The 24,752-nt window shown below is 59.5% G+C and carries 20 protein-coding genes; 4 read left to right on the top strand and 16 right to left on the bottom strand.

All coding sequences use genetic code 11. The features are described from left to right. Positions 1–187: 187 nt before the first annotated feature. The 6 genes from DX909_RS26615 to DX909_RS26640 all read right to left on the bottom strand — a co-directional run bounded on the left by DX909_RS26615 (position 188) and on the right by DX909_RS26640 (position 9,161). On the bottom strand, positions 188–1,501 hold the full coding sequence (locus DX909_RS26615) for a bile acid:sodium symporter family protein (RefSeq protein WP_128548296.1): 1,314 nt from the start codon (positions 1,499–1,501) through the stop codon (positions 188–190). A 19-nt stretch (positions 1,502–1,520) separates the two neighbouring features. Next, positions 1,521–3,062 (bottom strand): SusD/RagB family nutrient-binding outer membrane lipoprotein, encoded by a 1,542-nt coding sequence (locus tag DX909_RS26620; RefSeq protein ID WP_128548297.1) that lies wholly within the window; start codon positions 3,060–3,062, stop codon positions 1,521–1,523. A gap of 20 nt (positions 3,063–3,082) precedes the next feature. Next, positions 3,083–6,514 carry a SusC/RagA family TonB-linked outer membrane protein gene (locus DX909_RS26625; RefSeq protein WP_229311210.1) on the bottom strand — a complete coding sequence of 1,144 codons (3,432 nt, stop codon included), beginning with the start codon at positions 6,512–6,514 and terminating at the stop codon, positions 3,083–3,085. A gap of 217 nt (positions 6,515–6,731) precedes the next feature. Continuing rightward, positions 6,732–7,733: a FecR family protein gene (locus DX909_RS26630; protein ID WP_128548298.1), complete on the bottom strand. Its 1,002-nt coding sequence runs from the start codon at positions 7,731–7,733 to the stop codon at positions 6,732–6,734. Between the two features lie 35 nt (positions 7,734–7,768). Further along, positions 7,769–8,326, bottom strand: a complete 558-nt coding sequence (locus DX909_RS26635; protein WP_128548299.1) for an RNA polymerase sigma factor — start codon at positions 8,324–8,326, stop codon at positions 7,769–7,771. A gap of 412 nt (positions 8,327–8,738) precedes the next feature. Further along, the gene (locus DX909_RS26640; RefSeq protein WP_128548300.1) at positions 8,739–9,161 is read right to left on the bottom strand and encodes a Dabb family protein; all 423 of its coding nucleotides are present in this window, start codon (positions 9,159–9,161) and stop codon (positions 8,739–8,741) included. A 103-nt stretch (positions 9,162–9,264) separates the two neighbouring features. On the opposite strand from DX909_RS26640, the gene DX909_RS26645 reads away from it, so the two are divergent. Next, positions 9,265–10,140: an AraC family transcriptional regulator gene (locus tag DX909_RS26645; RefSeq protein ID WP_128548301.1), complete on the top strand. Its 876-nt coding sequence runs from the start codon at positions 9,265–9,267 to the stop codon at positions 10,138–10,140. 37 nt (positions 10,141–10,177) lie between these two features. On the opposite strand, the gene DX909_RS26650 is transcribed toward DX909_RS26645, so the two are convergent. After that, entirely contained in the window at positions 10,178–10,561 is a 384-nt protein-coding gene (locus DX909_RS26650; protein WP_128548302.1) for a hypothetical protein, read from the bottom strand. Positions 10,562–10,758: 197 nt separating this feature from the next. Beyond that, complete coding sequence (locus DX909_RS26655) at positions 10,759–12,723, bottom strand: heparinase II/III domain-containing protein (protein ID WP_128548303.1); 1,965 nt, start codon at positions 12,721–12,723, stop codon at positions 10,759–10,761. A 171-nt stretch (positions 12,724–12,894) separates the two neighbouring features. Between DX909_RS26655 and DX909_RS26660 the strand changes: the two genes are divergently transcribed. Beyond that, positions 12,895–14,109, top strand: coding sequence for a sterol desaturase family protein (locus DX909_RS26660; protein ID WP_128548304.1), 1,215 nt, complete (start codon positions 12,895–12,897; stop codon positions 14,107–14,109). 110 nt (positions 14,110–14,219) lie between these two features. Here DX909_RS26660 and DX909_RS26665 read toward each other — a convergent pair whose 3' ends face one another. Beyond that, positions 14,220–14,600: a hypothetical protein gene (locus DX909_RS26665; protein ID WP_128548305.1), complete on the bottom strand. Its 381-nt coding sequence runs from the start codon at positions 14,598–14,600 to the stop codon at positions 14,220–14,222. 462 nt (positions 14,601–15,062) lie between these two features. Between DX909_RS26665 and DX909_RS29670 the strand changes: the two genes are divergently transcribed. Together DX909_RS29670 and DX909_RS29675 are read left to right on the top strand one after the other, a co-directional pair. Further along, positions 15,063–15,440: a hypothetical protein gene (locus DX909_RS29670; protein WP_164851419.1), complete on the top strand. Its 378-nt coding sequence runs from the start codon at positions 15,063–15,065 to the stop codon at positions 15,438–15,440. Next, positions 15,437–15,784 carry a LytTR family DNA-binding domain-containing protein gene (locus tag DX909_RS29675; protein ID WP_164851420.1) on the top strand — a complete coding sequence of 116 codons (348 nt, stop codon included), beginning with the start codon at positions 15,437–15,439 and terminating at the stop codon, positions 15,782–15,784. The genes DX909_RS29670 and DX909_RS29675 overlap by 4 nt, the downstream gene beginning before the upstream one ends. Before the next feature lie 27 nt (positions 15,785–15,811). Here DX909_RS29675 and DX909_RS26675 read toward each other — a convergent pair whose 3' ends face one another. The 7 genes from DX909_RS26675 to DX909_RS26705 all read right to left on the bottom strand — a co-directional run bounded on the left by DX909_RS26675 (position 15,812) and on the right by DX909_RS26705 (position 24,744). Continuing rightward, complete coding sequence (locus DX909_RS26675; RefSeq protein WP_128548307.1) at positions 15,812–17,812, bottom strand: right-handed parallel beta-helix repeat-containing protein; 2,001 nt, start codon at positions 17,810–17,812, stop codon at positions 15,812–15,814. Positions 17,813–17,900: 88 nt separating this feature from the next. Next, positions 17,901–19,901: a right-handed parallel beta-helix repeat-containing protein gene (locus DX909_RS26680; protein WP_128548308.1), complete on the bottom strand. Its 2,001-nt coding sequence runs from the start codon at positions 19,899–19,901 to the stop codon at positions 17,901–17,903. Positions 19,902–19,923: 22 nt separating this feature from the next. Next, a complete protein-coding gene (locus DX909_RS26685; RefSeq protein WP_128548309.1) occupies positions 19,924–21,006 on the bottom strand; it encodes a sugar transferase in 1,083 nt (360 codons plus the stop codon). Between the two features lie 20 nt (positions 21,007–21,026). Continuing rightward, entirely contained in the window at positions 21,027–22,127 is a 1,101-nt protein-coding gene (locus DX909_RS26690) for a DUF354 domain-containing protein (RefSeq protein WP_128548310.1), read from the bottom strand. 9 nt (positions 22,128–22,136) lie between these two features. After that, positions 22,137–22,904 (bottom strand): AglZ/HisF2 family acetamidino modification protein, encoded by a 768-nt coding sequence (locus DX909_RS26695; RefSeq protein ID WP_128548311.1) that lies wholly within the window; start codon positions 22,902–22,904, stop codon positions 22,137–22,139. After that, positions 22,861–23,532, bottom strand: a complete 672-nt coding sequence (hisH, locus tag DX909_RS26700; protein ID WP_128548312.1) for an imidazole glycerol phosphate synthase subunit HisH — start codon at positions 23,530–23,532, stop codon at positions 22,861–22,863. The genes DX909_RS26695 and hisH overlap by 44 nt, the downstream gene beginning before the upstream one ends. Before the next feature lie 45 nt (positions 23,533–23,577). Further along, entirely contained in the window at positions 23,578–24,744 is a 1,167-nt protein-coding gene (locus DX909_RS26705) for an N-acetyl sugar amidotransferase (protein WP_128548313.1), read from the bottom strand. Positions 24,745–24,752 lie beyond the last annotated feature (8 nt).

A 24,752-nucleotide genomic window follows, 5' to 3' on the forward strand; every position in this document is an offset into this window, starting at 1 on the left:
GGGCGGAGTTGCGCAGGAACTGACGCCGGTCACCGGCGGGCGGGGTGAGCGGCTGGCCGACGGGCTGCACCAGAGGTTGGGAAAGGGTTGAGGGTTCGGGATGCCGCTTGAGCATCTCCAGCAGGGTTTGCACCTTTTTCATCGTAGTGATTAGAGAAAGATTCGGGCAATAACTATCATTTACAGGTTAGAAATCAACTTTTGAGGCTTTCGGCCGGTCGGCGGGTTCGGGCAGCGGCTCCTCCTCTCGGGGCGGGCGGCTGCGCCACCAGTTGGCGAGCATCGACCCGGAGGTGTTCATCAGCGGGCCGAAAATGGCCGGAGCGAGACCGGTCGTAGCCAGTTGTCCCATCTGGAGCGCCAGCCCGGAAGCCATGCCCGCGTTCTGCATCCCGACCTCGAAAGCCACCGAACGGCTCGACTGATCGTTCAGGCCCACGACCCGGCAGGTCCAGTAACCCAGCAGATAGCCGAGGGTATTGTGCAGAAAACAGGCCAGAATCAGCAGCAGACCGACTTCCAGCAGGCTCTGCCGACCGGCCGCCGTGATCACCGTCACGATCACCGTGATGCCGACCATCGACAACAGCGCCAGCACCCGGTCGAGCCCCTCGCGCCGGCCGCCGGCGGCTTTGTGAAACGACCAGCCGGCCAGCGCCGGAAACACCAGGAACCACATCGCGTTCCAGACGGCGCCTTCGGCCAGGTCGCCCTCGCCCATGTTCGCACCAAGGAAGTTTTTCAGGAGGATGATCCCGAAGTAAACAATCAGTTGGATGCCCACACTCCGGCGCGTCTGGTTACCGTAGGCGAAGGCGTTGAACGTCAGGCCGGCCACGATGGGCAGAATGGTGATGTTCAGAATCTCCATGACCATCTTCCAGAAATCGACCGGAACGAGCTGGCCCGCCAGCAGTTTCAGCAGCGCAGGCGTCAGAAAGGGTGAAAGCAGGGTCGAGAAGGCGGTTACCGTCACGGACAGCGGCACGTTCGCCCGGGCGATGAACGCCATGACGTTGGAAGCCAGCCCGCTGGGTGAACAGCCGACCAGCACGATGCCCATGGCGATGGCCGGAGGCAGCGGCAGGAACGTCGCCAGCACGAACCCGATCAGCGGCATGATCACGTAATGGCTCACCACCCCGACCAGCACCCCCTTCGGATTCCGGAGAATCCCGGCAAAATCTTCCAGGCTCGACTGCGACCCCATGCCGAACATGATGATCTGGAGCAACGGGATGATCAGCCGCTTCAGTTCGAAGCCGCCCCAGCGCTGGAACCACTCGGGATGGTACATCGCCGTCGCGACGGCGGTCAGGATCAGTACCGTGAAGGTCAGGCCGCTCCAGACCGGGTCGTGCCGGATGCCGAGAGCCAGCAGCACCAGCCCGGCCAGAACCGGCCCGCCCGTCGCACTCCCCTGCCCGAGCAGGGCCAGGACGGCCGCCACCGTCAGCAGGATGACCCCAGCGCCCAGCAGGTAAGGATATAGTCTTTTCATCGTCGGATCAGATCGCCGGTTATTTATCCCAGAAAACGCGGGTATCCAGATCGTCGGGACCCTGCCGGGCCACGGCCACGTTGTAGTTCTCCGCGTTCACCGACTTCTCGTTCAGCGGATAGGTCAGCCGGCGGATAAATTCGCCCTGAAGCGTTTTGCTCGGGTATTTGTTCGGCGTCAGGGCCGGAAAACCGCTCCGGCGCCAGTTGGCCCAGGCTTCGGGGCCGTTCAGGAACGAGGCCACCCAGTACTGGGTGTTGATCTGCTCCAGGGCTTTGGCCGGGTCGAAGGGGTTGGCGGTCAGGTAGGTCGTGATGTCGGTGGCCGGGACGGAGGCCGCGGCATCGTATTCCCGCATCTGGTTTAGGTGGGCCGTGACGCCTGCTTTGTAAAAATCCTCGGCTTTGCCCTGAATCCAGCCGCGCTGGGCGGCTTCGGCCAGCAATAGCTGCGTCTGGGCGTAAGTGACGTAATGCTGCGGGGCATCCACTTTCGCCACCGTGCGCCGGTTGAGCTGCGAATATTTCCAGCCGCCGGAGCCGACGTTGCCCGGGTAACCCGTCGCCGTCGCCAGCGTGCCGTTGTCGAAACCCAGCGGCATTCCGACCTGGGCGGCCGGGTTGTTGTCTTCGGTCGTGGCGGCCGGGTCTTTCGACGGTTCGGCGTATTTGGTGGCGATCGCCTTCAGGCGCGGGTCGGCGGTTTTCTTCAGATAATCCACGAAGGGCTGCGCCAGGTAGAAATTGGCCTTTTCCGTCCCGTTGAAGAGGTTCGCGTACGGGCTGGTGTATATGCTCGAATACTGAATCTTCGCATTGTCGTCGTTCGACTGGAACACCCCGCCCTGCACGGCCTTCTGCACGTAGGTCTGTGCCTTCTGGGCGTCGACTTTCGTATACCGCATCGCCAGCCGCAGGAGCAGCGCATTGCCGAGCCGCTTCCACTGGGCAATGTTGCCTTTATAGAACAGGTCGCCGGCTTCGATCCGCTTCGACGCGTCGAGGGCGGCCGTGGCCTGCTCCAGTTCGGTCAGCAGGTCGTTGTAAATTTCCGGCTGGGGGTCGTATTTGGGCAGGTTGATGCCGCCCAGAAACGCCTGCCCGGCTTCCCGGTAGGGCACGTCGCCGTAGGTATCGACCAGCACGCTGAAAACATACGCCCGCCAGATGCGCGACATATTATACAGGTTGCTGCGGGCCGGGTCGTCCTTCGTTTTGGCCATCACCTCCGACAGCAGCTTGATCGGGCCGTTATTGCCGTTGTTGGTGCCGCTGAAGAGGTTGTTCCAGTTGGCGCGGGAGTTGTCGCGGTAGTCCTGGTTGTAGTTGCCGCCGGTATTGACCCCGCCGAAGGGCGTCACGATCTGCTGCACGATGGCCGACTCATACATGATGGTCTGGGCCGAGAGGGTGGTCGAAAACTGGGCGTTCGAGAACAGGTAAATGGGGTCGATGGTGGTCGACTGCACCGGGTTGCGGTTCACTTCCTCGAACCCTTTGTCGCAGCTGCTCAGGCCCGCTGCCAGGGCGGTGATGGTCAGGAGGGATAGTATTTTTTTCATAACAATCGGTCCGGGGGGGCTTAGAGTTTGACGTTCAGGTTGACTCCGAAACTCCGGGTGGTCGGCAGCGAGTGGGTTTCGATGCCCTGGATGTTATCCGAAGCACCCGAGAGGGCTTCCGGGTCCAGGTTGTCGAGGGACTTCCTGATCAGCAGCACGTTGTTGCAGATCGCCGATACCGTCAGGCCCTTGATGAAGGTCTTGTTGACGAACCGCGACAGGTCGTAGCCGATCGACAGGGCCCGCCAGCGCACGAAACCCGCGTCGTAGACGAACCGCTCGGCGTTGTTGGTGCTGCGGTAGCTGGAGTAGAAGTCTTCGGCTTCGACCTTCGTCGTGTTGGCCGAGCCGTCGGAGTTGACCCCGTCGAAGACCACCCCGCCCTCGCGGCCCACCAGCGACGCCTTCGAGAGGCCGTGCCGCAGGAAGTTCAGGTTCGAATTGGAAATCAGCTTGTGACCGGCCTTGAAGTCGACCTGCGTGAAGACACGGAATCCCTTGTAAGTGAGTGTGTTGAGCCAGCCACCGGTCCATTTCGGGATGGCGCTGCCGAAGGTGACGATGTCGCCGGCCACCGGCTTGCCGCCCGAGGTGATGATGCGGCCCTGCCCGTCGCGCTTGTAGGCGATGCCCCGCAGGGAAGCCATCGGCAGTCCGACCTCGTGCCATACCTCGCCGAAGAAGTCGCCCTGGCCCACCTTGAGCCGCTGCTGGCCGCCCGCCAGCGCCAGCACTTTGCTCTCGTTATAGGTGACATTGAAGGTGGTTTCCCAGTTGAATTTCGGCCGTTTGACCGGCACCAGCGTCAGCAGCACCTCGACGCCCTGGTTGCGCAGCCGCCCGACGTTGACCTTCGTCTTGTCGTAACCCGACGCGTTGGAGATGTCGACGTTCAGGATTTCATCGACGGTATTTTTCCGGTACAGGGCCAGATCGAGGCTGACGCGGCTGTCGAGCGCCCGCAGTTCCAGACCGACTTCGGCTTCCTTCACTTTCAAGGGCCGCAGGTTGGCGTTGGGGTTGACGCTGGTCGTCACAAACCCCAGCGCCTGTCCCTGCAGCGGGTTGGCGTTCAGGCTGTAATACAGGTTGTTCTGATACGGGTCGGTATCCCCGCCCACTTCGGCGTAGGCCGCCCGCAGCTTGGCGTAGTTCATCCAGACCGGCCGCTCGCGGAGGGCGTCGCTCAGCACGAGGCTCCCGCTGACGGACGGATACAGGTAGCTGTTTGAGGCCGGGTTGAGGGTCGAGAACCAGTCGTTCCGGGCCGTTACGTTCACGAAGGCGACGTTCTTGAACGAAAACTCGGCCGCGCCGTAGAGTGAGTTCACCTGTTTCTTGCTGTAGGCATACTGCGGGTCCTTGTTCTGCCCGTTCATGATCGTATACAGCCCCCGGATGTAAAAGTTGGTGGCCGATGCGCTGTTGTTGGTATACACCTGCTGAAGCTGGTTGCCGCCCAGCGTCAGGTCAAAGCCGAAATGGCCGAAGTTCTTCGTCGCACCCAGCAGGAAATCCATGTTCCGCTCCCGGAACGTGATCACTTCCTGATAATAATACCCGTTGAAGCCCGTCGCGGCCGCCGACACCGAGCGCGTCCCGGTCGGGCGGTTGTACTCATACGGGCGGGTGTAGTAGTCCTGTCCGATGCGGCCCTGCACGTACAGCCAGTCCGTGAACTGGTAGCGAAGGCTGGCGTTCCCGAAAATCCGGTCCCGGCGGGCGTTTTCGAAGCGGTCGTAGGCCACCCAGTAGGGGTTGTTGCGGTTTGTGAAGCGGGAGGTGGCCCGCTCATAGCCGTTCTCGTCGTAGCGATTGGCCTCCAGCACCTTCATCGACACCGTCGTGGCCGTGGTGTAGACCGTCGTGTTGGCGTTCAGGTCCTGCAAACCGACCTGCGGGGGGTTGTGGTTGAACTCGTTGGAATAGTTGGCGTTGAGCTGGGCCGTGAATTTCGGCGTAAACTGGTAGTTGAGGCCCAGGTTGAGGATTTTCTTGTGGAAATCGGAGTTCGGGATGATGCCGTTGGCGTCGGTATTGGAAAACGAGAGCCGGAAACCGCCCTTGTCGCTGCCGCCGGAGAGGGCCACAGTGTTGGTCCAGGTGGTGCCGGTGCGGTAAAAATCCCGGATACGGTTTTTATAGGCCTGGTATGGGCGCTGCACCCCGTCGAACTGGTAGGTCGGCTTGCCGTCGATCTTCTCGCCGAAGCTGAACACCCCCGAACTCTGGGCCTCGCCCACGGTGCCCGGCCGCTTGCCGAACTCACCCTGACCGTATTCATACTGAAAATCCGTATAATCCAGCGCCCGGTCGGCCGTGAAGTTGGAGTTGATCTCCACCCCGATGCCCTGGCCGGTGCGGCCGGTTTTGGTGGTGATGACGATGGCGCCGTCCTTGGCCCGGAAACCGTAGAGGGCCGCGGCCGTGGACCCTTTCAGGACGGTGATGGTTTCGATGTCGTCGGGGTTGATCGACTGGAGTCCGTCGCCGGCGTCGGCCGCCGAGCCGGAGCGGTTGGTGGTTCCGTCGGTGTCGCCCTGGCGGCTGGAGAAGTTCGTGTTGTTGATCGGCACGCCGTTGACGATGATCAGCGGGGAGTTGTCGCCCTTGAACGACGACTGGCCGCGAATCCGGATTTTGGACGTTCCGCCGGGGCCGCCCGTCGGGGCCGTCACGTTTACCCCGGCCACCTTGCCCTGGAGGCTGTTGCCGAGGTTGACGGTGCGGTTGGTCGTGATCTGCTCGGTATTGACGGTGGCGGTGGCATAGCCGACCTTTTTGGACTCTTTCCGGATGCCCAGGGCCGTCACAACCACTTCCTCCAGCCCTTTGGTTTCGGTCTGAAGAATGATGTCGATTACCGTCTGGCTGCCGACCGGCACCTCCTGCGTGGCAAAGCCGATGGAGGAGATGACCAGCACCCCGGTATTGTCGGGCAGGTTAAGGGTATATCTGCCTTCGCCGTTGGTGGTGGTGCCGACGCTGCTGTTGCCCCGGAGCCGGATGGTGGCCCCCGGCACGGGAAGGCCCGTATCGTCGGTGACGCGACCGGTGATGGTGACGGCCGCGCTGGCTTCCCCGCCGGCTTCCGTCTTCCGTAGCACGATGCGGGTGCCGATGACTTCGTAGGAGATGCCCAGCGGCACCAGCAGGCCGTCCAGCACCAGGGCCAAGCGTTCGTTGGCGACGTTCAGCGAGACTTTTTTACTGATCTGAACCGAGTTCGGGCTGTAGACGAACTTCACCCCGATCTGCTTCTCGATCCGGCTCAGGACGTTCCGGACTTCGACCGATTCAAGGGAGAGCGTAATGGTCTTGTTGAGTACTTCCTGTCCACGGGCATCGTGAGCGTAAGCGATTCCGCAACAGAGCGTTATGAGTAAAATCTGCGTCAATGAAATCCGCATCGCTTCGTAGAGAATCGTTTTAACGGAAAAGTTTTTTTTCATACTTTTACTACGTTTTCATTCAATTTTTGGGTAAAAACAAGCCCCCTGTTCATCTGCGAAGATGAAGCCGACAAGCGTTCAGGAAGGGGTTTTTGAAGCCGATGATGCTGGAACCATCATCGGCTTTTTCGTGAAGCGGGAATGTTACGTTTTCAAAAAAGGAATTAAGGGTTTAGGAACAAGTAATCAAGGTTTAAGGAATAAAGTAAAAGCTCGTTCAGGGGCAGCCTTTTCCGTTGATGAAAATGCTGGTTCCCCGGGTTTCATATTTGGCGTTCAATGATTTGCAGATGAGTTCAAGCTGCGTGAACAGGGGCAGCTCGTTGAGGTCGCCGTTGAACATGCAGCCGCTCAGGGCGTCGTTCTCCAGGAAGATGTCGATTCCGTAAGCGGCCTCCAGCCGTTTCAGCACGTCGGGCAGCGCCATGTTCTCAAACACGAAGCTACGGGTCGGACCGGGAGCCGCCAGTTTCTCCGGGCGCTCGATCAGGGTCGGGATGAGCTGCTTGCTCTGTTTATCGTACGTAATTCGCTGGTTCGGCTTCAGAATCACTTCCTTACGGTCGGGTATAGACGCTTCGGTGTTCTCATAGACCGACACCCGGCCCGTCGCCACGGCCACCTCGATGGTTTTGGCGCCCTCGTAGGATTTCACGGTAAAGCTGGTGCCCAGCACCTCGGTGGTCAGATCCCCGGCCTGCACGATGAAGGGCTTGGTGGGGTCTTTCGTCACCTGAAAAAAGGCTTCCCCTTTCAGAAACACCCGCCGGTTTTTCCGGCTGAAGTGTTCGGGGTAGCTCAGGACGCTGTTCGGCTGCAATACCGCCACGCTGCCGTCTTCGAGCCGAACGGGCTGGGGCTTGCCGGCGATGTTGCGGATTTCGATGCTGCCCTGCGCCGGGGCCGACTGCCCCACCGGAGCCGCCGACCGGCGGTATTCGCTCAGGACCCAGACCGCGCCGGCCAGCACGAGCAGCACGCAGGCCGCCATCGCCAGGCGGGCCCGGGTCAGCAGCGGACGAACCGCCGACGTTCCGACCGTTTTCGTATACAGCCGCTGCCAGATGCGCTGCCGGATGGCTTCCTTCTCCCCGGCTTCGACCGGCACCGGAACCTGCCCAACCCGCTCGTACCAGTCGAGAATGATCTTTTCCTCCTCCGGATCACAGGCTCCGGCGAGGTACTTTTCCAGTAATTTATCAAACTCGTGCTGTGACATTCGGATTCGGTTTTCGGCGTCCGGTGCAACCCCGGTTAATTATAGTTCTGATAGGCCCGCAACTGCTCTTTCAGCAATTTCATCGACTTGGTCAGATGGTATTCGATCGCTTTCTCCGACAGATTCAGTTCGTTGGCGATGTCGCGCACCGACCGGTTTTCGAAGCGGCTCAGGCGAAAAATCTCGCAGGTTTTCTCCGGCAGCTTCTTCATCACTTCCTCCACCGCCTGTGACAGATCGGCGAAATTCACCAGTTCCTCGGTGGAGAACGACTGCTGCATCTCGTGCAGAATCAAATACTCCTGCAGCCGCCGGTGGTTGATCTGCGACTTGATGTAATTGGTCGACAGGTGTTTGATGGACACCACCAGATACATGCCCAGGTGCCGCACCACCAGCTGCCGCCGACGGTGCCACAGGCTCTCGAACAGATCGTGAACCAGCTCCTCAGCCTCCTCCTTCGTTCCGATCTGGTGATAGGCCACCCCGAAAAGCTTGTACCAGTAGCGGTTGTAGATTTCCTCGAACGCCCCGGCATCGTCGTCCCGGAGAAAACCCACCAACTGCTCTTCGGGAATTAGTCGATAATTCATCCGAGATACGTTCTGCTGTGATTTCATGTATAGTCAATCTATCCGACGAAATCCCTAATTCATTTTAAATATTCTTTGAAAGATATAATTTTATAGAAGGAATTATAATTTTATCAGGATTCCTTCCGATAAATCCTATGTCATTTTTTCAGATGTGTTCCTGGTTTCAATGAGTTGGGGGGCGGGGCCGGGCTTCACCGGAGCCACCATTTTCCCTGAATGGCCGGCTTTCCGGAATACCTATCCTGACCTAACCCCCGAAAGGAACAAAATAGTGAAGCGGCCCCACCCCCCCAGACCACCCCCAGCCCCCTCCTTGCTAAGGAGGGGGAGCGCTCCGCCATTTTCAAAACCCTGCGAAGCCACCCCCTCCTTAGCAAGGAGGGGGCTGGGGGGTGGTCTGTTCCCCAACTCAGACCGTCACCGCATTGACCGAGTCATAGACGGTTACTTTCGTCCAGAGCCCGGAGCAGTCCTCGACAAACTTGAGGTGCGTCGGGTGGGTCTGGTAGATGTCCTGGTCCTTGCGGTTGTTGAACACCAGCAGCAGCGAAAACTGGTAGGTGGTGTCGATGACCGGCCGATTCGTGTCGGCCGGAACGCCGATGTGGGCGGTCTTGATGACTTCGATGGTCGGAAGCGTCTGGAGGCCCTTCAGGAGCCGGGCGCGGTCTTCCTTGCTGTCCGGATTTTTCATCCAGAAATAGACGTGGTGGACGAACATGTTGCTGACGGGTACGGCCTGGGCCTCGGTGGCGGCAGCGCCGGCCAGACCGGCTCCGGCCAGGGCCAGGGTGGATTTCTGTAAAAATTCGGAACGCGTTACCTTTTTCATCGGTCGTTGTACGGATTAAGTGGCTGTTATCCATACAAAGGTGGTAGGATATGCGAAGGATGTACTTGTAAAAATCCATCATTCCTCAGTATTTTGTCGTCTCATGAAGCGTTTCACCCAGCACGAGCCGTTCAACATTTTCCGCTTCGAGGAAAGCGAATGGCCGTATCCGCTCCACAACCACAGCTATTTCGAGATCATTTTCATCGACGAGGGGCACGGCCGGCACGTGGTCAACGAGTTTGAGTTCGACTACCGGCCGGGCGACGTGTTTCTGCTGGGGCCGGAAGACCATCACCTTTTCAAAATCGAGGCCCGGACCCGCTTCTGTTACCTGCGGTTTACGGAGCTGTTCTTCCGGAGCGAGTCGAGGGAGGGGGCCGGAAAATCCTGGGAGCAAACGATGGAATATCTCTTTCACGCGCCCTACCAGTCGGTCGGCAGCATCGTGAAGGACCCGGCGGAAAAGCAGCGGATCGACCATCTGCTGACGGTCCTGATCGACGAGTACGACCACCGCAAAAACCGGTTTGCCGACACCATCATGGGCCACCTCATGCGGTCGATTCTGAGCATTCTGGCCCGCAACATTTACCGGCACACGCTTCAGACCCGACCGGAGGGGCCGGTGTCGCTGCCCGCGCTGGAGGACCTGCTCGTCTACGTCCGGCAGCACATCGCCGAACCCGACAAACTCCGCATCAACCACCTGGCCCGGCAGTTTCATTATTCGCCCAACTACCTGAGCATCTTCTTCAAACGGCAGACCGGCGAATCGCTCCAGCAATATATCCTCCGCTATAAACTGAAGGTGGTGGAAACCCGGCTTCTCTACAGCAGCTGGAGCATTTCGCAGATTGCCTTCGAGCTGGGTTTCACCGACGAGAGCCACCTGAGCCGCATCTTCCGGAAATATTACCGGCAAAGCCCCGGCCAGTTCCGGAAAGCCCGGCCCGAACCACAAAAAAGCCGCCCCTGAGACACAGAGACGGCTTTCCGTTTTTTCTTAACCTAATTTATTGAAGCGAAGTCGGGAGCATCACGATCTGCCGATTGGTTTCCTTCGGGGTAACCAGGCTGATCTCTTTCCGGATGCTTCCCCTGGAAGATCGGATTTCAAGTTCATACTGCCCGTCGGCCAGGTCGGCCACTTTCATTTTCAGTGCGTATTTCAGGTCTTTCCGGCCGATTACCTCCCGGAAAAGCAGCTCGTTCCGTCGGTTCCGCAGCAGGACCGTCACGGGCTCCTCCGCCGTTTTTTCAACGGAAACCCGGATTTCATTCTTCACCGTGACATAGGCGCTGGCGTCGAATGAGAGGGCTTTCGGGGAAGCCGGATCGCTAACGGGTGACGTACTGAACAGGGCAGCGCAAACCAGAGAATTCAGGAGATTGAACATGACGTGATGTGTTTAGTATTTGTTGTTGGATGTCTTGGCAGTTGTTGTTAACCGTTCGCATAGACAAATTCCAAACGCCGTGCCAATCTCTTTAACCACCTGGTTATCAATAATCTGATTTTTTCGCCAATATTTTAGAATGTACGGAGTCGGACAAATTCTGTTCGATTGCGGACAGACCGGACGGACGGCCGGTCTCAGCGGGCGGCCACCGTAAAGTTGAAGCGGTCGGCGGTTTTCGGGGCCACGGCCTTGAAACTGATCCGGTAGATGGTATCGCCCCACTTGGTAACGATGCCCTGGTCCTCCGGAGCCTCCAGCTTCACCTTCTCCACCTGCGGCTGAAATTTCTTCGCATCATACCGCACCACGAAATCCCGGGCGGTGCCTTCTTTCGGCGCGTAGTGGATGATGAGTTCGCCGGGTTTGCCCGGTTCGGTCGGGTAGCAGGTCATCAGGTGCTGGGTCAGCGATTCGGCTTTTTCGAGCGTGACGGCATCGTCGACCTGCACGTTTTTGCCCCGGTTGAGCCGGATGGTCCGCTTCCAGCTGTCGATACCGGCCTCCTCGGGATAGGCTCCGGCGATGTCCAGGTCGAACTGGGTGACCGCCGGGCCGGTCTTGTAGGCGATAAGGGCGGCTTTGTATTTCGCCCCCGGCGGCTGGGTCCGGCCGTTGACGGTGGGCAGGTTGTGGTAGTCCGAACAGTTGTACCAGATCTCGTACCGCTTGCTGCTGAAGGTCTTGCCGGTGTACGTGCCGCGCCCCACGTCGATCAGCAGGGGCTGGCCGTCGTAATACACCACGTAGTTTCCGACGTCGTTGTGGTTGTGGCTCTCGTCGTTGTGGCCGCCCTTGGCCGCCACGTAAAAGCCCTTCGTCGACCCGACCTGGTCGCGGGCCGCGAACACCTGCAGGTCGGGCAGCCAGACGTCTTTCGGCAGCGGCAGGCCCTTTTTGGCCTTGCGGAACTCGTCCTGGATGAATAGGGCGTAGAAGTTCCGGAAATAATGAAACCGGCCGAGGCTGCCGTTCTCCGGCTGCCGGTAATAGGCCCCGAAACGCATCATGTCCGGGTCCTCGATGTCCTTGCCGAACCGGTAGATCATCGTGGCGGCCATGCCCGGCTGCGGGTCGGCGTCGGCAAAATTCAGGAAATACTTCTCGCTGATCTGGGCGCGATAGATGAACTTGCCCATATTCCGCACCTTCTCGTCGGCGAAAACGTACCGGAAGGCCTGGTTGGTGGCCTGGTTCAGCAGGGCGATGTTGTCGTAGAGCGACGCGGCCGCGGCCCCCCAGTAGCTTGGCCCCTCGTCGCAGCCCCCGTCTCTCGGGTACGGGTTCAGAAACTGGTCGAGCACGTTCAGGATTTTGGCGACGGCTTCCGTCCGCTTCGCGTCGTCCTTTTCGAGCAGCAATACCGTGTTGAGCCAGTTGGAGCAGATCCAGGGATTCCAGTTGTTGGGCGGGCGGCCGTTGGAATTCTTCGACATCCAGCCGTGAGGCTGGGTCATGAGCGGCTGAAAGATGCGGTAATTCGTTTCATGATAAATCCGCTTCCGGATCTGCGGGGAAACCGCATCGAGCCGGTCGCCCAGGTAATAATCCACCCAGGCCAAATAAGTGGCGGTTTCGGCCGCAAACAGATCGACGAACGGCTTCGACACGTCCATCAGGCCGGCGAAGTCCCTGCCGCGCGGCAGGTGCGCCGAAGACCCCCAGAACGACTCCTCACAGATCGACCAGACGCCGTCGATGATCGGGTCTACGAAACGACCCTGATTTTCATAGATTTCGGCCAGAAGCAGGGTGCCGAGCACCTCCCGTTTCTGAAAACTGACGGCTTCGTATTCGCTCCGGTTGGCGTTGCGCTCGATCAGCAGCGACTTCGTGGCCGGAACGCTGGGCCAGTTGTAGGTCAGGTAGCCCTCCGCCTTCTTCAGATATCCCTTCATCATCTCGGGGTCGGCCTTTGCCCAGCCGGCGCGGTCGTCCCGTTTCGGAAACGGTTTCCAGTCGGCCTGGGGAATCAGCACTTTGCCGAGTTCTTCCTTCGAATATTTGCCGCTCAGCAGGTCGGGCTGCGCGAGGAGGTCAACGGAGAGGCAGCAGAGAAAAAAGAAAAGAAAGAGGTAACGTCGGTGAAGCTGTAGCTGCATGGTCAATGGGTTTTACCCCAGAAAGTCGCCGGCGCCCGGTTTTTACTACCAACGGCTCCGAAACCGAACGACCGGCCGGAGTGCGATGAAAAACCGACGGAAAGTTGCAAATACCGCTTCGCTTCCTCATTTTTGCCCATAAGAATATATTTCCAATAGATTAACTATTTTATGGAAATCAATCTGATTGCGCTCGCCGTACCTTTGTTTCTGTTTTTCATGGGGTTTGAATACTTCCTGGCCCGCCGTTGGAACAAGCCCTATTTCCGCTTCAATCATTCGGCCGCCAACCTCACCATCGGCATTGCCGAACGCCTGGCCGACAGCTTCACGGTCGGGGCGTTTTATTTCGTCTACGACTACCTGCACCGGCATTACGCCCTCTTCGACCTGCGGCCGGGCATTCTGGGCTGGCTGGCCCTCTTCCTGGCGACGGATTTCGTCTGGTACTGGTACCACCGGCTGGCGCATGAGATGAACGTTTTCTGGAGCGTCCACGTCGTGCATCACCAGAGCGAGGATTTCAACTACACGGTTTCGGCCCGGATCACGGTCTTTCAGGCGCTGGTCCGGACGGGGTTCTGGTCCATCCTGCCGGTGATCGGTTTTCCGCCGGAGATGATCACCACGATGCTGCTGATCCACGGCCTCTACCCGTTCTTCATTCACACGCGCCTGGTCGGCCGGCTGGGTTTTCTGGAATACATCTTCGTGACGCCCTCCCACCACCGCGTTCACCACGCCTGCAACCCGCAGTACCTTGACAAAAATTACGGCGACGTGCTGATTTTCTGGGATAAACTCTTCGGGACGTTTGCGGAGGAGAAGGAGGAGCCGGTCTACGGGCTGACGAAGCCGCTCAACAGCCACAGCTTTCTGTGGCAGCATTTTCATTTTCTGCTGGAACTGCTCGAAACCGCCCGGCGCACGCGCGGCTGGGGCGCCCGGCTGCGGCTGCTGTTCAGCCGACCCGACACGGTGGACCCGACGGTCCGGACCGGGCTGGAAAAGCGATTTCTGCTGCGGTCGTCGGTTCATGCCACCAGCCGACGGTTTCGGGGTTACGTCACCGGTCAGTTGGCCGGCACGCTCCTGATCCTGTTCCTGGTGCTGCTGTTCGAACGCTCGATTCCTCTCTGGCCGCAGCTTTCGGCGGCTTTGTTCATTCTGATCACGCTCGTCAACTGCGGGGCGCTGCTCGAACAGCGGCAATGGGTGTTTTATCTGGAAATCAGCCGGGCGGCCGTGCTGGTACTGGCTCTGCTTCCGTACGTCGACCAGCGGGTCATTGCCCTGGTCTACATCGGCGGCCTTTCCCTCTGGGCTTACTTTTCAAATCTCCAGAAGCAGTACCTCCGGCTGGTGTATGGCCCGGCCGTAAATTGAGGAATAGGGAATAATGAATAGCGAATGTTGAATAACGAATACTGAAGTGGCTCCGCCCTGCTGAATCGGCAGCGCCATTTCGTTATTCAATGTTCAGCATTCGCTATTCATTATTTATAGACATAGCTTTTCCCAAACGCCCAGGACGGTGTCTGTACCGGCTGCTGCCGTTGCTGGGCGACCAGTTCGGTTTCGTAGGTTTCCTCGAACAGTACCTGCAATTCATGGACGAACCGGAGGTAGCGCCGGGTGCGGGCGCAGAGCCAGCAGTTGAGCCCCGGAACCAGCCGGATGTCCTCAAAAGACCAGGTATGCCCGGACGCATCGGGTTCGAAGCCGAAGGAAGTGAGCCATTGCCGGGTCAGGCGGATGGGTTGGGGTCGGGACGCCGGCCCCTGGCGGGTAAGTTCTTCAATGGCGGACGGAGTAAGCAGGGTGGGCACCCCATTTGTATAATAATAGTGCCCGGTCGTGGGATGGTTGAGTGTCATCGTGCGATCGTTACGGCGGGCCGGATCGCCCCTTGCAGACTACGACGACCGGCCGCTCAGGAGCATTCACTGATCAGGCCTTCCGCTTTTCCGTTTCTGCCGGCATCCACGATCCGTTCCCTGCCCTTTGTCCGACAAGTACTGTGCCAACCCCTAACGGCAAGCCCTTAAACGTTTCTTTTGAAGCCCCGCAGGCTAATTTCAAATTAAGATAAAGGCCGTCCTGCATAATTATTTTACCATTTTCATTAAAATTCTCTAAAAGATGAAGGAAGCGGGGAATATGGCATTGTAATTGGTAAAACCTGATTGAAAATGGTTACATCCCCTGCTGCCAAACCGCCAAAACCACCGTTTTTTGCGAGATTTCAGGGCTTTGGCAGAGTATTCAACGTGAAAAATATGTCTTTCTGGTTTACTCAACGCACTAGTATTCAAACAGAAACCAGGGAGTCGGAACCCTTGTCGACTCCTCATGTTCAGGAGGTTGCCGAACCGGGTCTGAACGGCCGGCCTCTCGACCGTTTCATGGCCTGGGAGCAACGGCGGCTGTCTCTGAATCAGATTCTGGCCCAGGCCCGCTGGTTCATCCTGTGGAACCACCCCTCCGGCGACACGACGCCCTATGGTTTCGCCGTCCTGGAAGAATGCCCGGAGGCCGTCTACGGGTACAGCCTGTGGGCCCGGCAGAACGGCCGCATTCAGCGGATCGCTTCCGTTACCGACAAACTGGTTCTGGCGGATTGCCTCGACGCCGACCGTTGCGAGCTGACGGCCGAAGCCGAAAGAGTACGGCAGTTTCTTCACGACGTCACCCGACAACTTACGACCGTTTCATGATACAGATGCAAACAGGCTCCCTGGTCCTGCGGGGTTTTAAACCGGCTCTTCCCCTGACCGAACTGATCTGGCTGGAAGGGAACGGCAACTATAGCCTGCTGCATATGAAAGAAGGCCCGGCCGTCATGATGGCCAAGACGCTGGCCCGCTGGCAGCGCATGCTGCCCGACTTTGTTCGGATCAGCCGGGGCGCCCTCGTCAACCCGCGGCATGTCGTCGACCTCCGCCGGATCTCCACCTATCACGTCCAGATCACCCTGACCAACGGCAAAGTGCTGCCGGTCGCCCGCCGTCGGATTTCACAGGTCTTTAAAATCATTCAGGACACCGGGAAGGTGTCCTGAACTTCGTTTTTTCATTCCTTTCCCCGCTCATTGCACCGCATACTTCAGGTCGACGCCGATGGCGTGTTCCGTTTTGGCTTTGTAGGTGGCTCCGTAAGAATTCGGCTGGGCTCCGAACATCACCTGCCCTTTGTCCGTAACCACTTTTCCCTTACAGGTTGAATTGTTGTTCAGCACCTTGAAGTCGAACAACTGGCTGAGGGCCCGCCCCGAGGAAGGCAGCCCGCTGAATACCGGCCGGTTCGGATTATTGAACATGAAGCCGAACTGCCCGGTCACCGTCACGACATTGTCTTTCTTGGTAATCAGCACCTTGTCGATGGAATTTTTGGCGGGCTTCTCGCCGGTTTCAGCAATGAGGGTCACGACATCGCTCGCCCGCAGCCCCTGCACGTCGCAGGTTCCCCAGTCGAGCAGGCGGCCGCCGGCGTAGGATCCGTGCCGCACCAGCGTCATGTGATTGGTGATTTTCAGCGAACCGGAGGCCGTGAATGTATTGTCGCGCACCTTCACGTTGACCAGCGGAGAGCGGATCTGATCGAAGAAGCACAGCACCGGCTCGGTATCGGCATCACCCAGGGCATTGAATACGAAGCGGTTGCCCTCGATGATACACCGCTGCCGGACGCCGTCGGCGTAGATGCCGTAATTCCGGACGAAGTCGAAGGTATTGTTCCGGATCGTCAGCGTACCTTCCGGATGCAGGGCCGCCGACAGCCCGATCACCGCATGGGGATATTTGTCGTAATTCACCCGTGCCGATTTGTTCTGGTCGAGCAGGGAGGTGTAGATATTATCGGTCACCGTATGGTTCTGCCCGCCCGAAAGGCTGATGGGCACCAGGCTCATGCCGATGATCCGGTTGCCTTTCACGGTGATGTTCCGGCCCCGGAGCTGAAAACCGGTCTGGCAGTTGACGGCGGTATTGCCTTCGATCAGGATGCCGTCGGCCCCGTTGTGGGTGGCTATGCAGAACGACTGGATCGTAAACAGGTCGTTGCCGAGGTTGGTTTCGCCTTCCCCCACGGCCACGTTGCCCGTCGCCCGGCTCTGGCGGCTGGGGCCGTGGTTGGCGTTGCCGGAGAAGTCGCAGAGTTTGCGGCAGCCGTAGGAACGGTTGTCATGCACATTGTACAGCATCCCGCCCACCAGCGCGACCCCGTATCCCTGCCCCTGCTCGTTGGCTTTCTCGAAGACACAGTTGCTGATCTCGATGTTATAACAGCCGTAGTATTCGCTGGAAGCATACTGGGCGTTGCGGATGGTGACCCGGTCGACGGTGCTGTTCTGGAGGTTCAGCAGGCCCAGACCGATCACCGATTTATTACCGGTTTTCCGGACGCGGAACTCCAGGTCCTGAAATTCCACGGACGCCGGCAGAAAATGGGCCACTTCCCGCATTTCGTTGGTCGAGTAGGCATCCTGGCACGCGTGCCGCAGATTGACGACCTTCCCTGAAACGGATTCGACGATGTTGTATTCCGCCTTTTTGGTATCCTCGTCGAGCGGCCAGTTGGTTTTGGAGCGGATGACGATCAGGTCACCGGCTTTGAGACCGCTGGTGCTGGCCAGGGTGATTGCCTTTTCGCCGGGCTTTATGCTTCTGGTGATCGTAGTCCGGAGCGGACCTTCCTGGGCCGAGAGCAGAATGGGATACAGTTCGTTGTCGGGCAGGTGAAAAACGGCCGGTTTCCCCACGGTTTTGGACTTGATGGCGATGGTACCGGTGAAGGCATAATCGAGCGCCGTTTTCAGGAAGTAAGACCGGGTCGGATCGACCAGCAGACCGACCTTGTTGTTCCGGCAATAATCCAGCGCCTGCCGGAATTTCGGAGAATCGTCGGTGGCCCCGTCGCCGGCGGGTTTGAACTGGGCGAAGTCTACCCAGTTGGTCGCGGCCAGCCGGTACCGCTGTTTGTCGGACGTCACCACCGCATTGCCGGTTTCGGGTCGGATCACGGGCGCCTGCTGGGCCTGGCCCTTCAGGGCGCTGATCAGAGCAAAAAAGAGAAAATAGTTCTTTTTCATAACATCGGTCGGGTTCTGATACCATTCGGTTCCTTAGCAAAGAACAGGCCAGAATTCCCGGCGGCTTAGACGCACCGACGTCCGACAATCAGGGCGTACGGTAACGAATGTCAACGACGAACGTGTATCTTGAGTCCCCGTTAAAAGTACCTCCAAAGGAGCCGGTCTGCGCTCCGAAACCAATCTGGCCGGCGCCTGCCGCCACTTTTCCCACCAGCAGCCCATCGGATTCGGTCGTTCCAAAGCCGAACTGAACCGGTGAGGCCGGCGGAGCCGCCCCGATCAGCACGGGTCGCACGGCCGTCCGAAACCGGAAGCTGAACTCGCCGGTCAGGGAAAATACGTGATCTTTCTGATCAATATACAGCTTTTCAAGCGAAACCTGCGTGGGCGTCTCTCCGGTTTCGGAACCCACCGTCAGCACGTCGGCGGCCCGTAGCCCCTGCACGTCGCAGGCTGCCCAGTCGAGGAGCGCCCCGGTCGGGTAAGCGGACGCATTCCGCACCAGCGTCATCAGACCGCTCCCCGGCCCGGCGCCCTCGGCCGACGGGTTGAACGTATTGTCGCGGACGCGCAGCCCCGATACCGGTGCCCGGACGCCGTCCCATAATACCAGCACCGGGTTGTTGGCCGCCCGGACCGGACCGGCAAATTCGAAATGGTTGTGCTGAATGACGCACCGCTGCCGCACGTGGTCGGCGTAAATACCGTAGTTACGGACGTAGTCGAAGGAGTTGCCCTTGATCGTCAGATAGCCCGCCGGCAGCAGCGTACCGGCCAGTTCGATGCCGGCGCCCGGATACGAAGCCGGGTCGGGACTGCCCCCGCCGGCCTTCAGCAGCGAGTGATAGGCGTTATTGGTCACGACGTGGTTCTGCCCGCCGGAGAGCGAAATCGGCAGCTGGCACTTGCCCAGAATGAGGTTGCCGTTGAGGGTGATGTCCTTCCCCCGAAGCTGAAAACCGGTCTGGCAGTTGGTGGCGGTATTTCCCTGAATCAGAATGCCCTCCGCTCCGCCGTGGGTAGCTATGCAGAACGACTGGATCGTAAACAGGTCGTTGCCGAGGTTGGTTTCGCCCTCTCCCACGGCCACGTTCCCCGTCGCCCGGCTGAGCCGCGTCGGCCCCCCGATGCCGCTGCTCGAAAAGTCGCAGAGTTTGCGGCAGCCGAACGAACGGTTGTCGTGGACGTTATAGAGCAGCCCGCCCACGGTGGCGATGCCGTAGCCCTGCCCCTCTTCGTTGGCCTTCTCAAACACGCAGTAAGCGATTTCGGTATCGTAACAGCCGTAAAACTGCGAGGAGGCATACTGGGCATGGCGGATGGTGACCCGGTTGATGATGCTGTATTGCAGATACCGGAGCGAAAGCCCGACCACGGGCCGGTTGCCGGTTTTCCGAACGCTGAGTTCGATATCCTGAAGAAAAAGCCGGGCCGGGCGGTAACTCGTCACGGATTTGATTTCCGAAACCGTATAGGCATCCTGGCAGGGCTGTTTCAGGGTAACGGTCGGGCCGGAAATCGCTTCCACGACGTTGAACTCTCCCTTTTTGGTGCCGGTTTCAATGGGCCAGTCGGCCGTCGACTGGATCAGGAGCAGGTCGCCGACGTTCAGACCGGCGGTGGAAGCCAGACTGACGGTGCGGTCGCCGGCCGCAACATCTCTGGTGATTCGGGTGTTGAGCGAACCGGCTCCTGCCGTAAACTGGAACGGAACCTGCTGGGTGTCGGGCAGCAGAAAAACCGCCGGTTTGCCGGGCCGCCGGGATTTGACGGCCACCGTCCCGGTAAACTGGAAATCGACCGGGGTTCGGAGCAGGTAGGTTTTGGCGGGATCGACCAGCAGGCCGAGGTTGCGGGCCCGGCAGAGGGTCAGGGCCTGAAGCAGTTTGGGCGTGTCGTCGGTGAGGCCGTCGCCTTTCGGCTGAAACCAGGTAAAATCCATCCAGCCCGACACGTCCATGCCTGATTGATCGACCGTGTCGCTCGCAATCGTCCGGTCTTCACTCGTCCGAACGGTCTGCCCCCGGCCGGCCAGAGACACGGCCAGCAGACCGAACAGCATCCATTGTCTGATCCCTCCCTTCATGATTCGCTTCCCGCGAAGCGATTTACTTGCTCCGGGCTCGTTTCCAGAAAATATTATATCCTATTTTTAAAAAATACCGCAGGTCCGTTTTGAACGGAGCCTGGGCGAAAGCCGCCAGATACCGCCGTTCGGACTCGACAATTTCATCGAAGTTCCGGGGCAGGTCGGCATAATACGGCGGCAGCAGCCCCGGCTTGTATCTGACCCGTTCGTTCCGGACCGACTCCGGATACAGGCTGAGGTAGTGCGCGCTGATGGGCCGGACGCCGATCAGCTTCATGTCGCCCTTCAACAGGTTGATCACCATCGGAATCTCGTCGATCCAGTATTTCCGCATGAGCCGGCCTACCGTCGTGATGCGGAAATCATCCCGGAATTTTCCGCCGGCTTCGAGCCCGCTGGTCCGGATCAGATATTCCTGGAGATGTTCGGAATACGGGTGCATCGTCCGGAATTTATAGACGTTGAACAGTTTGCCGCCCTGCCCGACCCGGGCCATCCGCAGCAGAACTCCTTCGGAAGAAGCCGGTTTCTCGACGAACGACCCCGCCGGACGCTGCGCCACGATCACCAGCCGGTTGCCCGACTCGAACACGGCGTTGACCGAAAAACCCGCATAATACAGCCGCCCGATCACCTCCGCCCTGGAGATGGTCCGGAGCGAGGGGAACAGCCGCCGGTACAGAACCTTGACCGGATACACACGGGGCGTAATACGGTGCAGCAGATAGTCGCCCGCATACAGGGATTGCCGGATACCGGCGGGCAGCGGGTCGAAAATCCGCCGTTTGCGCTGCCCGAGCGTCTCTACCCGGCAGATCAGGAAACCGTCTTTTCGGATCGCTCCGAAAGCCGCCCGAAACACCTGGTTCAGGTCGGTATGCAGTTGCAGCAGGTCGGGAATGACCAGCGCGGGCACCGGAATCTTGACGGAGCTGATCGCCTGTCCGTCCGGAGAGACGACGATCGGAGCCGCCCGGACGTTACCATTCGCGGCCACCCGGATGATCTCCACATCTTCGGGGGAGAAGCCGAAATCCAGCAGCGACGGCAGGTCCGGCCACGGGGCGGTTTCGGCGGCAGGTGTGGTTTGTAAAGCTTCCATATCTCGCAGTTGATTCGGGTTCAGACCGGATTCGCCGTCAGAAGAAAGCGGTTCTGTCGGGCCGGATTTTCTTTCAGTTCCTTCAGGCTGGCCGGGTAGTTACCCACCAGCCAGGCCATGAAGGCGGTTACGTCGATATTCTCCGACAGCATCCGCTGCCGTCGTTCCTGCCAGTCGGTGCGGGCCGGGCCGCTCAGGATCTCCACGGCTTTTTCCGTAACGCCGTCGAAGGTGACGAACAGTTCCTGTAAGCCGTACTGCTTCAGTTCGAGGTGGACGCCCGGACAGGTATCGGGCGCCAGCAGGCTGTTGACCAGGATGTTGGGTACCCCCAGCAGCGCACACTCACTGGCGGTGGTGCTGCCCTCGCCGATATACAGGCTCGCAAAGGCCAGCAGGTGGTGGAGTTTCTCCGGGGCGACCCGGATCCGGTGGCCCTCCAGCTCGGGCGGCAGGGCACCCTCCGACGAGATGAACACCCGGGCGTGCCGGCTCAGCCGCTCGACCAGGTCGATCTTCTGATTCCGGCTCAGGCCGTGCTGCCCGACGTCGTGGCTGGCGCCCCACGAGATGAACCGCAGGATCACGAACCGATCCTGGCGGGTCAGGCCCATTTCTTCCAGGACGCGCTCGTCGGGCTGGAAGCAGGTCGGGGCCAGATGGCAGAGTTCGATGTATCCCTGATACCGGATCTGTTTGGCACCCAAGTCCTTGCGGAAGCCGTTCGGCGTCACGACCGTGTCGGTGAAGGGCAGGTACATGAGGTGTTCGAAGCGGGCGTGCTCGGTGTCGTCGAAGGCGATGTGCGGTTTGCCGAACAGTTTGGACACCTGGGCCGCGTAGGGTGACCCGAAACTCAGAAACAGGTCGGGCCGGAACGAGCGGGCCACCCGGGCGATGGCCGCATTGCCTTTGAGCAGATACAGCATCTTGCCGACCAGCCCCCGGCCGCCCTTCCCGCGGGAGACATAGGGCAGGTTATAAGCTTTCAGCAGGTTAAAGGTCACCTCCTTATCGCGGGCCGTGATGGCGACCTGATGGCCCTTTTCCTGCAGCAGCCGGATGGCGTTCCGGAAGTAATGGACGTGGGCGGGGTGTCCGATGTCGATCAGAATTTTCATGGTCCGGGTTTAGCTGGCAAGGTTAAGCCGGCGCAGCTCGGTCTGGGTCGGGAAGTTGACCAGAACCGCCCGGCGCGGGCCGTGATAGACAAACATACTTCCGGCCGAGGCCGCCGACGCGCCCCCTTCCGTAACGATCTGCCGGACGTGGTCGAAGGTGCCGCAGCCGCCCAGCGCCACCACAGGCACCGGCACGGCACCGGCAATTTTCCGCACCAGCTCCGTATGATAGCCGTTCATCATGCCGTCGTGTTCGATGGACTGGACCACCAGCTCCCCGACGCCCAGATCGGCCATCTGTTTCGCCCACTCCAGCGGAGAGCGGCCGGTCGATTTGCCGCCGGCCTGCGCGTAGACGGATTCTTTCCGGAACAGGTTCTTCTTCACGTCCAGACAGACGACGATGGTCGAAGAGCCGAACTCGTCGGACGCCTGCCGGACGAAGTCCGGGTTTTCGAGCGCGTAGGAGTTCAGGCAGACGCGCTCGGCGCCGGCCTTGATGAGGGTTTCGATGGCTTTCAGCGACCGGATGCCCCCGCCGACCGTGAAGGGCATGTTGGTTTCGTCGCCGATCTGCCGCACGAGGTCCGGGTCGATGGTCCGGTTTTCGGCCGTGGCCCGGATGTCGAGAAAGATCAGCTCATCGGCCCGCAGGTCGTTGAACAGTTTGACGGCGTTGATGGGGTCGCCGATGTAGCGGTGGTTGCGAAACTGTACGCTCTTTACCAGCCCCTTATTCTGTAACAGAAGGCAGGGTATTACTCTCGGTCGGTACATAAGCCGTCTTTTTTACCAGATGGATGAAATTTCTGAACACCTGAATACCGGCGTCCTGGCTCTTTTCGGGGTGATACTGAAACCCGAAAATATTGTCGCGCTGGACGGCCGACACGAAATCGTAGCCGTAACGGGTCCGGTGCAGGGCATCGGCCGGGTCGGTGAGGCTGACGTGAAAGGAATGCACGAAATAGAACAGCTCGTCGGGCGCCAGGCCCTCGCAGATGGGGTGCGGCCGCACCTGCTCGATGCTGTTCCAGCCGATGTGCGGAATTTTGAGCCGGGGCTGGTCGTCGAGCCGGAACCGGACGGTATTGCCTTTGATCCAGCCCAGCCCTTCGGCGTCCCCTTCCTCGCTGTGTTCCATGAGCAGCTGCATCCCGAGGCAGACGCCCATGACGGGCACCCGCTCCTCCAGCACCCGCCGGTTGAGCAGGCTCAGCAGGTCCAGGCTCCGCAGCCGGTCCATGGCCCGCCCGTAATGCCCGACGCCGGGCAGAATGAGGGCATCGGCCGCTTCGATCTCGGCCGGGTCGGCGCTGATGCCGCACTCGACGCCCAGCTTCCTGAATTTATTATGCACCGAGCGAAGATTGCCCATGCCGTAATCGATGACGACGATATTCATTCTATTTTGAGTTTGGACCTCGCTCCCGGCCGGGGGTGAGATCAATCAGCTTGCATATTTCAGGTACAGAATGTGCGGCAGAATTTTCAGGCTGCACGCCACCTTGATGGGCCAGCGCAGAAACCGGATCAGCGGCAGGTAGGTCTGAAAATCTTGGTGCGAGCGCGGGCTGCGGTTGAAAATTTCCTCCCAATCTTCCAGCGTCCAGCCCAGCTTCGAGATGGCATAGGCCACCACCGACCGGTCGTACTCGTAGGGGCTGGCCTCCAGCTCCGCGACGGCTTCCTCCCGTGAAATCTGTCCCGAGCGGATCAGGGCCGACAGTTCGGTTTTGCGCTTGTCGATATTGAATTTGCCGGGCAGCAGATAAGACTGGAAGAACTTGGTATACAGGTTCTCATGGTGGTGACCCCCGTAGTAAACCCAGCCCAGTTCCCGGCCCAGCACCTCGTCGACCTTCTTTTTGTTATAATCGACGTATTCCAGCAGCCGCACCTCCCGGATGCGCCGGACGAAGCTGCAATACAGCAGATAGGGCAGCATCATCACCTTAAAGCTCCGGACCGATCCGCTGCCGTGTTTCCGGTGAACGCTCTTGAAATACCGCCCGTCCATGTAGGTCCAGCTGATGGGCGAGGTGCCTTCCGTCCGGAACGAGTGGCCGTTCAGGATGTAACCGACGCCCTCGCGGGCGGCCGTTTCGTACAGAACGGAGTAGATGGCGTAGTCGGTCGGGATGTCGGCGTCGGGCACGGAGGCTTTCAGGAACGACCGTTGCAGGTCCTTGAACTCCTCCCAGTCGGCCACGACCGTATGCAGGTCGACGCCGAGCAGGCTGGTGGCCTTTTTGATGTTCGAGACGGCGATTTCGGAGTTCCAGCCGTTGTCGAAATGCACCGCCAGGGGCCGCAGACCCAGCTTTTTGGCCATCAGCAGCGTATAGGTGCTGTCGCGGCCTCCGCTGACGCCCACGATGCAGTCATACGGTTTGCCGGCGCCGTCCTTTTTGATCCGGGCCACGATCTTTTTCAGATCGTCGTCCATGGTTTCCACCGGATGCCGGCGGTCCATTTCGTCGTGGATGTGGCAGTATTTGCAAACCCCCTTTTCGTCGAACCAGATGTCGGAGACGGTCGTATCCAGCACGCAGCGGCTGCACCGGCGATACCCGGTCTGGAGGGTGGTTTCTACAGGCTTGAACGTTGTTTCCATGTCGTCGC

It is taken from the genome of Larkinella soli, assembly GCF_003703975.1.
Lineage (GTDB): Bacteria > Bacteroidota > Bacteroidia > Cytophagales > Spirosomataceae > Larkinella > Larkinella soli.